Here is a 13746-nt window from a genome sequence, read left to right as displayed (position 1 = left end):
CATCAGCATGACGTACAGCACTCCAGCAGAAATCTTCCAGACCTCCGCCCAGCAAGCCGCACTGCTGCGCGCCGAACGCAATGCCGGGCGCCCGCTGCTGGCCACCCTGCAGCTGCCTGCCAGCGTTGTCGGTGACGACGCGCAGTGGCACGCCGCGCTGCTGCAACTGGCCGAGCGCCACGAAATCCTGCGCACTCGCTACACCCAGGTGCCTGGCCTGCAGTTGCCCGCCCAGGCGATCAGCGCGCAGGCCGAGGTACGCCTGATGCACGCGACTGACCTTGAGCACGCCCGCGAGCTGGCTCGCGCAGCGTTGGCAGAGACGCCGCTGGTGGCAGTGCGTTGGGCTGAGCAAGTGCTGCTCGCCGCGCCGCTGGCCAGCCTTGACCGGACCAGCCTGCGCCTGTTGGCTGATGAACTGGCGGCGCTTGGCCAGGGCCAGACATTGCCTGAATTCGATGCCTTGCAATATGCCGACTACGCCGCTTGGCAGGAGGAGCTTGCCGAGCAGCAATTGGGCCAAGAGGGCCTGGCCCATTGGCGCGGTCTGCTGGCGCAATTTACTCATGCCCCGCAGCTGCCATTCGAGCGTCGGGTTGGCCTGGGCGGCGAGCGGGAGTCGAGCCGTCTGGAGTTGCCATTGGCGACCGTGGCTGGCTTGGCGGCGCAGCTTGGGCTGCCGGCGCAGGTAGCGCTTGGCGGGCTATGGGCAGGTTTTCTGGGCGGCCTGCTGGGCGAGCAACGAGTTTTGCTGAGCCTGCTGGTGGATGGTCGCAACGAACAATTGCTCGCCACCTTGGGCCACTTCGCTCGGCGTCTGCCGGTTGCCGCAGAGGTGCCGGCGCAGCAGTCTGTGCGTGAGCACCTGCAGGGCTTTGCCCAGCAGTTGGCGCAGAGCCGCTCCTGGCTTGAATGCTTCAATGAAGTGGAACTGTTCGAGAGCAATCTGGACCACCCCGGCCCGTTGCTGCTTGGCGCTGACATCGAGCTGGAGACTGAGCACGATCTGGTGCTGGTGCAAGATCCCGCTCAAGCCGAAAAACTCCACCTGCAGGGGCGCCGCTGCGGTCAGCAACTGATTCTGCAACTACTGGCCCCGGTCGGCCTGCTCGCACCGGGCTTGCTGGATGCCTGGCTGGCCCAGTTTGCTGTGTTCATCGCCGGGGCTGCGGCCGCACCTGAGCACCCCGTCAGCGACATCGCCACGCTCGATGCCGGCCAGTCGCAGCAGGTGCTGGCGTCGCTGGACCACAGTGCCAGCCTGCAGACGGCGCAGGCGCAACTGCTGCACCAACTGTTCGAACGCCGCGCCGCGCTGCATCCGCAGCACATCGCCTTGCAGGTCGAAGGCCGCCAGCTGAGCTACGCCGAACTCGACCGCCAGGCCAACCGCCTGGCGCGGCGCCTGCAGGCCGAAGGTGTCGGCCGTGATGCCCTGGTGGGCGTCTACGGCGGCCGCTCAGTGGAAATCGTGGTGACCCTGCTGGCCATTCTCAAAGCTGGCGGCGCGTATCTGCCGCTGGATCCGTCCTATCCGCACGAACGGCTGAGCTTCATGCTTGAAGACGCTGGCGTCCGCTGCCTGGTGCGCTTGCAGGCGCTGCCTGAAGCACTGACGCTGCCCGCTGCAACCGTGCAGCTGGAAGTGACCGCGCAGACGTTGGAGGAGGGCGACGCCAGCCCGCTGCCAGCCAGCAATCACAGCGACGATCTGGCCTATGTGATCTACACCTCCGGCTCCACCGGCCTGCCCAAAGGCGTGATGATCAGCCATGCCAACGCCTGTGCCTCGACCCAGGCGCGGTTGCAGTTCTACCGCGAACCGATCCAACGCTTCCTGATGCTGTCGTCGTTCTCGTTCGACAGCTCGGTGGCCGGCATTTTCTGGACCCTCGCTCAAGGCGGCAGCTTGTGCCTGCCGGCCGAGCAGGCACACAAAGACCCGTTGCAGATCGCCCAGCAGGTTGCCGACCAGCAAATTTCGCACTTCCTTGCGCTGCCATCGTTCTATGCGCAGATCCTCGAAGCACTGCCAACTGACGCCGGCCTGGCCTGCGTGATCGTGGCCGGCGAGGCCTGCCCGGTCGAGCTCAGCGAACGCCACCAGCAACGCTTGCCGCAGACACTCTTGGTCAACGAGTACGGGCCGTCCGAGAGCGCCGTCTGGTGCACTGCCCAGGCAGTTGCCGAGCCCGTGCTGGCCGAGCGCGTGGCGATCGGCACGGCGATTGCCGGCACCCGCTTGCAGGTGCTCGACGAGGAGGGCGAACTGGTCGGCTTCGGTCGCCCGGGTGAGCTGTATATCGCCGGCGCCGGCCTGGCCCGCGGCTACCTGGCAAGGCCGAGCCTGACCGCCAGCCGCTTCTTGCCGGACCCGCACGGGGCAGTACCCGGGGCGCGCCTGTACCGCACCGGCGACCGCGTGGCCTGCCGCCCGGACGGCGTGCTCGACTACCTTGGACGCCTCGATTTCCAGCTGAAGATTCGCGGCTTCCGTATTGAGCTGGGCGAGATCGAAGCGCGTCTCGGCGCTGACAGCCGTGTCCGCGAAGCGGCGGTGGTTGCCCGCGATACCGCAGCCGGCAAGCAGTTGGCCGCCTATGTGGTATTGCACGCCGACGCGCCTGCCGATGCCAGTGAAGCGGCGCTGCTGGAGCTGCTGCGCGAGCAATTGCCCGAGCATATGGTGCCAGCCTTCATCAACGCGCTCGAGCGCATGCCGTTGACCCCCAACGGCAAGCTAGACCGCAACGCGCTGAGTGCCCGCGAGCAACGCGGTCAGGCCTACGTCGCACCGCGCAATGAGCTGGAGCAGACGCTGGCGCGCATCTGGCAAGAGGCGCTGGAGCTGCCGCAAGTCGGTATCCACGACAACTTCTTCGCCCTCGGCGGGCATTCGTTGCTGGCCACGCGGATTCGCTCGCGGGTACACAGCGAGCTCAATATCAACCTGCCGCTGCGCGCATTTTTCGAAGGTGAAACCGTCGAGTTGTTGGCCCAGCAGGTCGAGCTGCACCGCGATAACGAAGTCAACGAAGACAAGCTCGATGCCCTCGAAGCCCTGTTCGCCGAGGCTGAGCAGCAATGAGTCAGCTACCCGATCGGATGTTGGCCCTGGCCAAACGCTTTGCCGGCTTCAGCCCAGCGGAACGCAGCGCCCTGCAAGCGAAGATGATCGCCCAGGGGCTGTCGCTGGATATTCTGCCGATTCCGCCGCGCGAGGCGGGCATCAGCGAGTTGCCGGCCTCGTATGCGCAACAGCGGCTGTGGTTGGTATGGCAACTGGACCCGCAGTCCAGCGCCTATAACCAACCCGCGCAGCTGCGCTTGCGTGGACAGCTGAACAGCACCGCGCTGGAGCAGGCGATCGGGCAGTTGATCGAGCGGCACGAAGTGCTGCGCACCAGCTTCCGCTGGCACGAGCAGCAGGTGTTGCAGGTGATCCACCCGCAGCGTCGGTTTGCCCTGACCCGGCTCGACCTCAGTGCCGCGGGCGAGGGCGCCGAAGCGCTATTGGCCGAACAGATGACGGCGCTGGCCGAGCAGCCCTTCGATCTGGAGCGTGACTTGCTGCTGCGGGCAACGCTGATCAAGCTCGATGCCGAGCAGCATGTGCTGTTGTTCTGCAGCCACCATATTGTCTGCGATGCCTGGTCGTTGCCGATCCTGGTTGGTGAAGTCAGCGAAGGTTATCGTCAGGCCTTGCACGGCCAGCGCGCTGCGCTGCCGCCTCTGGCCGTACACTACGCCGACTACGCCCACTGGCAGCGGCTGTGGCTGGAAGCCGGTGAGGGCGAGCGGCAGCTGGCCTACTGGCGCGAGCGACTCGGTAGCGAGCACGTGCAGCTGGCTTTGCCACTGGACCGGCCACGCACGGCCAGCCGCAGCAACCGCGGTGCGCGCCATGAAATCGAATTCGATGCAGCCCTTGGCGCGCGCCTGCGCGCTATGTCGGCGGCGACCGGCAGCACGCTGTTCATGCTGCTGCTGGCCAGCTTCCAGGCCGTACTGCACCGTTACAGTGGCGCCGCTCAAGTCCGCGTCGGCACGCCCGTGGCCAACCGTACTCGCGCTGAAGTCGAGGGGTTGATCGGCTTTTTCGTCAACACGCAGGTGTTACAGGCTGATATCACGCCCCAGCAGACCTTTGCCGCGCTGCTGGCCCAGGTCAAAAGCCGGGTCCTCGAGGCCCAGGTGCATCAGGACACGCCGTTCGAACAACTGGTCGATGCCCTGCAACCCGAGCGCAATCTGGACAGTAGCCCGCTGTTTCAAGTGCTCTACAACCATCTGGTCGACGCAGCCGACGCCGGCCGCCTGGAATTGCCGGGCCTGACCGTCGAGGTGCAGGGCAGCGGGCATGAAGCGGTGCGCTTCGACCTGACCCTGAGCACCCGCGAAGCCGATGGCCGCTTGTATGCAGCCTTGGTGTACGCCACTGATCTGTTCGACGCCAGCACCATTGCCCGCCTAGCCGAGCACTGGCGCAATCTGCTCGCTGATGCACTGCGCGATCCGCAGCAGGCGATTGGCGACCTAGCGCTGTACAGCCCTGCAGAACAACAGCAGTTAGCGCAATGGGCCGAAGGCGGCCCGTTGCAGCAGCGCGCCCTCGATGTACCAGCGCGGATCAGTGCCCATGCGCAAACCACACCTGAGGCCATCGCTGTGGTGCAAGGCGCACGGCGCCTCAGCTATGCCCAGCTCGACGGCCAGGCCGAAGCCTTGGCCGGGCGCTTGCGCGAGCAGGGCGTGGGCGCCGATGTACTGGTCGGTATCGCTGCCGAGCGTTCGCTGGAGATGGTCGTCGGCCTGCTGGCGGTGCTCAAGGCCGGCGGCGCCTATGTGCCGCTGGCGCCCGAGTACCCGCAGCAACGTCTCAACCAGATGATCGCCGACAGCGCCCTCGAGCACCTGCTGGTGCAGGCGCCGCTGGCTGAGCGCTTTGCCGAGCTGACCGGCGTCCGCCAGCAACTGCTGCCCGACCCGACCCAGGCGTTGTCCGGCTCAGGCTGGGCGCTGGCGCCGATCAGCGACCCGCAGCAATTGGCCTATGTCATCTTTACTTCCGGCTCCACCGGTCGCGCCAAGGGCGTCACCGTCAGCCACGGCGCGCTGGCCAACTACGTTGCAGCCATCGGCGAACGCCTGCCGATCACTCAGGCGCGGAGCATGGCGCTGGTCTCGACCATGGCCGCTGACCTTGGTCATACCGTGCTGTTTGGCGCGCTGTGCCACGGCCAGGCCTTGCACCTGATCGACAACGACATGGCGGTCGATGGCAGCGCCCTGGGTGCTTATCTGCACAACGAACAGATCGATGTGCTGAAGATCGTCCCGTCGCACCTGGCGGCGCTGCTTGGCGAAGATAACGCCGCAGTCATCCCCCGGCAGTGCCTGGTGCTGGGCGGCGAAGCCTGCCCGCCAAGCCTGTTGCAACGCATCCAGCAGCTGGCCCCGGCCTGCTGCGTGGTCAACCATTACGGCCCGACCGAGACCACGGTCGGCGCCATCACCCAAAGCCTCGATGGCGACTGGGCGCACGCTACACGCCTGCCGCTGGGGCGGCCGCTGGCCAATCTGCGCGCCTATGTGCTCGACAGTGATGCTGGCGCGCTGCCGGTGAACTGTGCCGGTGAGCTGTACCTGGGCGGTGCCGGCGTCGCCCGTGGCTATCACCTGCGTCCGGGCATGACCGCCGAGCGCTTCGTGCCCAACCCGTTCAGCGCCGATGGCGCGCGGCTGTACCGCACCGGTGACCAGGCCCGCTACCGCGCCGATGGCCTGCTGGAGTTCATTGGCCGGGTCGATCACCAGGTCAAGATTCGCGGCTACCGGGTCGAACCTGGCGAGGTGCAGGCCTGCCTGCAGAGCCACCCACAGGTGCGTGAATGCGCCGTGGTTGCTCAGGACGGCCCGACCGGCAAACAGCTGGTGGCTTATCTGGTCGCCGCCGAGGCCGATCTGCCCGGGATCCGTCAGTGGCTGGGCGAGCAGTTGGCAGCGCATCAGGTGCCGAGCCATCTGCTGCTGTTGCCGACGCTGCCGCTGACCGCCAACGGCAAGCTGGATCACAAGGCACTGCCACAACCCGACGTCAGCAGCCAGGCCGACTATCGCGCTGCCGCCAACGACGTCCAAGGTCAACTGGTAGAAATCTGGCAAGCGCTGCTCGGTGTCGAGCGGGTAGGCATCAGCGACAACTTCTTCGAACTTGGCGGTGACTCGATTATCGCCATCCAGATGGTCGGCAGGGCGCGTCAGGCGGGCATTCATATCGCCTCCAAAGACGTCTTCCGCTGCCAGACCATCCTTGAGCTGGCAGCCGTTGCCAGCTGTATCCAAGTGCTGCAGATCGACCAGGGCCCAGTGCGCGGCGAGATGCCGCTGACGCCGATCCAGCAGGTGTTTTTCGCCAGCGACATCCCGCAGTTGCAGCACTGGAACCAGTCCGTGCTGTTGACGCCACGCAGCCCGCTGCAAGTGGCACTGCTGGCCCAGGCACTGAGCACCCTGCAACAGCACCATGACGCTTTGCGCCTGCGCTATCAGCAGGTTGCCGGGCAATGGCAGGCCAGCCACGTCGACAGCATCGAGGCTTGCCTGTGGCACGAAGCCGTGGCCGACGAAGCCGCTGTGCGCGATCTGGGCCAGCGTGCACAAGCCAGTCTGGATCTGAGCAACGGCCCGGTGCTGCGCGCGGTGCTGATGGACCTTGCCGATGGCAGCCAGCGGCTATTGCTGGTGATCCACCACCTGGTGGTCGATGGCGTGTCCTGGCGGGTGTTGCTGGAAGACTTGCAGCAGCTGTACCGGGATCTGCAACAGGGCACGCTGGCGCGTCTGCCGGCCAAGACCAGCGCGTTCCAGAGCTGGGCCCTGCGCCTGCGCGAGCATGCCCGCGGCCCGCTGACCGAGGCTGAACTGGCCTACTGGCAACGCTTGCGTGACGCTGATGCCAGCCTGCCACTGGACCGCCCACACGGCGCCAACCTGGCCTGCCATGGCCGCGCTATCAACACCCGCCTGCCACGCGAGGCCACCACCCGCCTGCTGCAGGACGCTGCACGAGCCTACCGCACGCAGATCAACGACCTGCTGTTGCTGGCCCTGGCCGAAATGGTCTGCCGCTGGACCGGTCGCCCTGAGGTGCTGGTGCAGTTGGAAGGGCACGGCCGCGAAGAGCTGTTCCCTGAAATCGACCTGTCACGCACGGTTGGCTGGTTCACCAGCCTGTACCCCGTGCGTCTGGCCCCAGCCGACGATATCGCCAGTTCGATCAAGGCAATCAAGGAGCAACTGCGCCAGGTGCCGGGCAATGGTCTGGGCTTCGGTGTGCTGCGTCATCTCGGTGACGATGCCTGCCGCGCCGCGTTGGCGGCAGTGCCGAAACCGGCGATCACCTTCAACTACCTGGGCCAGTTCGACCAGAGCTTCGACGAGCATTCGCTGTTTGCGCCGGCAGCGGAAAACGCCGGGGACGAGCGCGACAGCCGTGCCCCGCTGGGCAATTGGCTGACCCTCAACAGCCAGGTCTACGGCGGCGAGTTGGCGCTGAGCTGGAGCTTCAGCAGCGAGGTGTTCGACGATGCCACGGTGCAGCGGCTGGCCGACGACTATCAGGCGACCCTGCTGGCGCTGATCGAGCACTGCTGCCAGCTGGCAAGCGGCGGAGTAACGCCGTCCGACTTCCCGCTGGCTGCGCTCGAGCAAACCCAACTGGACGCCTTGCCGGTAGCACCGCGGGCCATCGCCGACCTCTATCCACTGGCGCCGATGCAGCAGGGCATGCTCTTTCACACCCTCTACCAGCAAGCCTCGGACGACTACGTCAATCAGCTGCAAGTGCCGGTGCAAGGCCTCGACGCCGAGCGTTTCGGCAAGGCGTGGGCGGATGCAATTACAGCCCACGACATCCTGCGCACGTCCTTCCACTGGCAGGGCGAGCTGAGTGAGCCGGTGCAGATTGTCCATCGTCAGGTCGAGCTGCCGTTGCAGGTGCTCGATGGCCAAGGCGTGGATCTGGAGGCATTGGCCGCTGCCGAGCGGCAGGCCTGTTCGCGCTTTGATCAGGCGCCATTGCTGCGTCTGCTCCTGCTGGAGCTGGGCGGCGACAAGCAGTACCTGATCTACACCAACCATCACATCCTGATGGACGGCTGGAGCAGCTCGCAGCTGATGAGCGAAGTGATGCAGCGCTATCACGGCCTGCAGCCGGCTCGTCAGCCTGGTCGTTATCGCGACTACATCGGCTGGCTGCAGCGCCAGGACGGCGCCGCTTGCGAAAGCTTCTGGCGCCAGCGCCTGACGGCCCTGGACGAGCCTACCCGGTTGGCCGGTAGCCTCGCCCGGGGCACGGGTGCGAGTGGCCATGGCGAGTTTCACCATGACTGGGACGAAGCCAACAGCCAGCACCTGCAGGCGTTTGCCCGGCAACAGAAAGTCACCGTCAACACCCTGGTGCAAGCGGCCTGGCTGCTGCTGTTGCAGCGCTATACCGGCCAAGCCAGCGTGGCCTTTGGCGCCACGTTGGCCGGGCGGCCGGCAGAGCTGCCGGGGATCGAGCAACAGGTCGGGCTGTTCATCAACACCTTGCCGGTCATTGCCACCCCGCAGGCAGGCCAGCGCGTCGGCGACTGGCTGCACAGCGTCCAGGCCGAAAACCTCGCCCTGCGTGAGTTCGAGCACACGCCGCTCAACGATATCCAGCGCTGGGCCGGCACCGGCGGCGAGGCACTGTTCGACAGCCTGCTGGTGTTCGACAACTATCCGGTGGCCGAGGCACTGGGCCAACAAGCCGAGAGCAGCGTGCGCTTTGGCGACGTCGCCAGCCGCGAACGGACCAACTATCCGCTGGCCGTGGCAGTTGCAGCCGAACGCCGCCTGAGTATCAGCTACGGATACGACCGCGCAGCGTTTACCCACGCCGCCATCGAGCGTCTCAATGGCCATCTGTTGCAGCTGTTGGCCGCCTTCATGGTCGACGCCGAGCGCCCCTTGGCCAGCATCGAACTGCTGACCGAAGCGGAGCGCGCTGCGCTGTGCCACGACTGGCCACGCTTCGCCGAACCGCCGGTACACCTGGGTATCGGCGCCATGGCCGGCGCCTGGCCAGAGCGGCAGGCACTGATCTTCAATGGCCAGCGTTTCAGCTATGGCGAGCTCGACCGGCGTGCCAACCGCCTGGCCCATGAGCTGATCGCCCGCGGCGTCGGCCAGGAGCTGCGGGTGGGCGTGGCGTTGCCGCGCAGTGACGGCTTGCTGGTGGCCCTGCTCGCCGTGCTCAAGGCCGGTGGCGCCTACGTGCCGCTGGACCTCAGCTATCCGCGAGAGCGTCTGGCGTACTTGATGGAAGACTCCGCCATCAGCCTGCTGCTGACCGAGGCGCCACAGCGCGCGCAACTGCCGATCCCGCCGGGGCTGGCGGTGCTCGAGCTGAACAGCCTTGACCTCAGCCAGCACGCGAGCAGCGCACCTGCCGTCGAGGTTGCGCCCGAAAGCCTGGCCTACATCATCTACACCTCAGGCTCCACCGGCCGCCCCAAAGGCGTCGCTGTCGCCCACGGGCCGCTGGCGATGCACTGCCGCAGCACCGGCGAGGCCTATCGCATGACGCCGGCCGATTGCGAGCTGCACTTCCTCTCGTTCGCCTTCGATGGCGCTCATGAACGCTGGCTGACCGGCTTGCTGCATGGCAGCAGCATCCTCTTGCGCGACGACAGCCTGTGGACCCCGGAGCAGACCTGCGAGGCGCTGCGCGAGTACGGCGCGACCATGGCCGGGTTCCCGCCCGTCTATCTGCACCAGCTTGCCGAGCACGTGCAGCGGGTCGGCAATCCACCGCCGATGCGCCTGTACAGCTTTGGTGGCGATGCCATGCCGCAGGCCAGCTTCGAGCTGGTGCAGCAGGTGCTCAAACCGAAGATGATGATCAACGGCTACGGGCCGACCGAAACCGTGGTCACGCCGATGGTCTGGCGCACTGATTTGCATGACGTCTGCAGCGCGGCCTATGCACCGATTGGCAGTTGCGTGGGCGAGCGCAGCGCGTACGTGCTCGACGCCGACCTCAACCTGTTGCCGGTCGGTGTGGCGGGTGAGTTGTACATCGGCGGCACCGGGCTTGCTCGCGGCTACCTCAACCGCCCTGGACAAAGTGCCGAGCGCTTCGTGCCCGATCCTTACGGCGAAGCCGGTGCACGGTTGTACCGCACCGGCGATGTGGTACGCCAGGACGAGGCGGGCGTGTTCGAGTACCTCGGGCGGATCGACAGTCAGGTCAAGATTCGCGGCTTCCGTATCGAACTAGGCGAGATCGAAGCACGCCTGATGGGCTTTGCCGCCATCAGCGAAGCCGTGGTGCTGGCGCAGGAAACTGCACAAGGGCGCAGGCTGGTGGCTTATCTGGTGGCCGCCGCTGGCCAACGCCAGGCGCATACCGATGCAGCCTTGCTCGAGCCGATCAAGGCCGAACTCAAGGCCGCGTTGCCCGATTACATGCTGCCCGCGCATTGGCTGCTGCTTGAGCAACTGCCGCTGACACCCAATGGCAAGCTCGACCGCAAGGCCTTGCCGCTGCCGACGGTTGACCACGCTGCGCGCAGCTACGTGGCACCGCGCAATGACGTCGAAAGCACGCTGGCTGCGTTGTGGCAGGAGGTGCTCAAGGTCGAGCAGGTTGGCGTCACCGACAACTTCTTCGAACTCGGTGGCGACTCGATCATCTCGCTGCAGCTGGTGGGCCGTGCGCGGCAGGCGTCGATTCGCTTTACGCCCAAAGACCTGTTCGAGCAGCAGACCATTCAGGCCTTGGCTGCCGTCGCTGAAGTGGGTGAGGGCGAGCAGATCGACCAAGGCCCGGTAACCGGTGCGCAGGTACTGCTGCCGGTGCAGCAGTGGTTCTTCGAGGAGCCGATCCCGAGCCGGTATCACTGGAACCAGTCGGTACTGCTCAAAGGCCGTGAGCCATTGCAGGCCGCCGCGCTGGAGCAGGCGCTGCAGGCCTTGGTCGCACACCACGATGCGTTGCGCCTGGCGTTTGTCGAGCAAGCCGATGGCTGGCAGGCGCACTACCGTGATGTAGACGTTGCTCAGAGCCTGCTGTGGCAGGTCGAGGTGGCCGATACCGCTGAACTGCAAGCACGCTGCGAAGCTGCCCAGCGCAGTTTTGATCTGGCTGCCGGGCCGTTGTTGCGAGCAGTGCTGGCGACCTTGGCTGATGGCAGCCAGCGCTTGTTGCTGGTGGTGCATCACCTGGTGGTCGACGGCGTGTCCTGGCGGGTGCTGTTCGAAGACCTGCAACAGGCCTATCAGCAAGCGCTGCAAAACCAGCCAGTGCAACTACCGGCAAAATCCAGCGCCTATCAACGCTGGGCCGAGCGCTTGCAGACTCATGCGCAGCGCGCCGCCGCGCCAGCCGAACTGGATTACTGGTGCAGCCAGCTCAGCGGCGCGGTTACCGGTCTGCCCGGTGTTGCAGCCAACGCGATCGCCAGCGGCCTCGATGCCACCAGCGTGCACGCCCAGCTCGACACCGAACAGACCCGTCGCCTGTTGCAGGCAGCGCCGGCAGCCTATCGGACACAGGTCAATGACCTGCTGCTCACCGCGCTCGCCCAGGTGGTGGGCCAGTGGACCGGCGCCGGCTCGACCTTGATCCAGCTCGAAGGCCATGGCCGCGAGGCGCTGTTTGACGACATCGACCTCAGCCGCACAGTCGGCTGGTTCACCTCGGTGTTTCCGCTGAAGCTGACACCGGCTCACGATCCTGCAAGCTCTATCAAAGCGATCAAAGAACAACTGCGCGCCATCCCCGACAAAGGTTTGGGCTACGGCGTGCTGCGTTACCTCGGTTCGGCGGACACTCGTCGGCAACTGGCTGCGCTGCCGGTACCGCGCATCACCTTCAACTACCTCGGCCAGTTCGACGGCAGCTTCAGCCAGGATGATGCCTTGTTCAGCCCGGCCAGCGAAGCCCATGGCAGCGATTCCAGCGCTGAGGCGCCGCTGGGCAATTGGCTGTCGATCAGTGGCAAGGTGTATGACGGCCGTCTACGCCTGGACTGGAGTTTCAGCCAGGCGATGTTCGACCCTGCGCCGATGCAGGCGTTGGCGGATGCCTATGTGCAGGCGCTGGCCGAGCTGATCGAACATTGCTGCGACGAGCGCCACGCCGGCGTCACCCCATCCGACTTCCCTTTGGCCGGGCTTGCGCAGCCCCAGCTGGACGCACTTGGCGTCGCGCCTGCGGCCATCGAAGACATCTATCCGCTGGCGCCGATGCAACAGTACCTGTTGCAACATGAGCTGCATGACGCGGTGGCGGGCGACTTCGTCAACCAGATGTGCATGGACCTCGATGGCGTCGACCCGGAGCGGCTGCGCCAGGCCTGGCAGGCGGCGATGGATCATCATCCGATCCTGCGTACCCGATTTGCCTGGGCGGCGCCGTTGACTGCTCCGGTGCAGGTGGTGCATCGCCAGGTGCGGTTGCCGTTGCGGCAGGTGGATGGTTGCGAACTGAGCACTGCTCAGCTTGAACAGTTGGCCAATGATGAGCGCCTGCGTGGGTTTGAACTGGATGCTGAGCCGCTGTTGCGGTTGGTGTTGATTCACCGCGGTGGCGCGCGCTATCGGTTGCTGTGTACCAATCACCATATTCTGCTGGATGGCTGGAGTGGTTTTCAGCTGTTCAACGATGTCCTGGCTGCCTACACCGGGCAGGCGCTGGTGCGCAGTGGTGGTGGCTATCGCGATTACATTGCCTGGCTGCAAAGCCGTGACCGTTCTGCCGATCAGCACTTCTGGCAAGGCCAACTGGCCTCGTTGCACACGCCGACCTTGCTGCAGCGCTGCGCGATCGGTCGCACTGCGGCAGCGGGAGGAGGGCATGGCGAGTTGGGCTACCGCTTTGACGCACTGCAGACCGAGCAGGTTGCCAGTTTTGCCCGCCGGCAGAAAATCACCGTCAACACGCTGATGCAGGCCGCTTGGTTGTTGCTGCTGCACCATCACACGGGTGAATCGACAGTCGCCTGCGGCGTGACCTTATCTGGACGACCGCCGCACTTGCGCGATATCGAGCGGCAGTTGGGCCTATATATCAACGATGTGCCACTGGTGGCCGAAATAGATCGTCTACAAGGGCTGGGCGACTGGCTGCAGGATTTGCAGGCTCGCAACCTGCAAGTGCGCGAGCATGGCTATAACGCACCGGCTGAGATCGAAGGTTGGGCGGGGCTGGGCGGTGCTCTGGCGGATACCGTGATTGTCTTCGAGAATTATCCGGTCAGCGCCGCACAAGCGAGCGGTGACAGCCGCGGCTTGCGCTTGCAGGCCATGAACAGTGTCGAACAGGCCAATACCCCGCTAACGCTGTATGTGGAGCTGAAAGGCCAATTGCAGCTGCGCTTTGACTACCGACTCGATGCATTCGCTGAGGATGCGGTGGGTCTGCTGAACGAGCAATTGTTGCAGGTGCTGTGGCAATTGGTGGATGGGCGAGTTGATCGCAACCTGGGGGAGGTGTTGGGCAAACGACCGTTGGCGGCGTGATGGCTTGTCGTGAAGGGTGGAAAAAGGGGCACCGAAAGGTGCCTCTTTTTTTGCGATGACTATGGGCGGCACCCGTTAGCAGAAGCTCACTTGCGCTGCCTGAAGTCGTTGCGACCCAGCCGCTTGGCTTTGCGTAGAGTAGCTGAATGAGGGAGGCTCACATGGGTATATGCATTTTGCATGCATCTGCGC

2 protein-coding genes are annotated in these 13746 nt (G+C 65.4%); both read left to right on the top strand.

The window, feature by feature from the left end:
• Window positions 1–7: 7 nt before the first annotated feature.
• A complete protein-coding gene (locus tag M2396_RS08210) occupies window positions 8–3088 on the top strand; it encodes an amino acid adenylation domain-containing protein (RefSeq protein ID WP_259074150.1) in 3081 nt (1026 codons plus the stop codon).
• The gene (locus M2396_RS08205; RefSeq protein ID WP_259074149.1) at window positions 3085–13554 is read left to right on the top strand and encodes a non-ribosomal peptide synthetase; all 10470 of its coding nucleotides are present in this window, start codon (window positions 3085–3087) and stop codon (window positions 13552–13554) included. The genes M2396_RS08210 and M2396_RS08205 overlap by 4 nt, the downstream gene beginning before the upstream one ends.
• The last annotated feature ends 192 nt before the right edge of the window (window positions 13555–13746 follow it).

The sequence above is a fragment of the Pseudomonas sp. BIGb0278 genome (genome assembly GCF_024809895.1).
GTDB classification, from domain to species: Bacteria; Pseudomonadota; Gammaproteobacteria; order Pseudomonadales; family Pseudomonadaceae; genus Aquipseudomonas; species Aquipseudomonas shirazensis.
The sequence above is the reverse complement of the archived record's forward strand: the minus strand, read 5'-3'. Positions and strand labels throughout refer to the sequence as shown.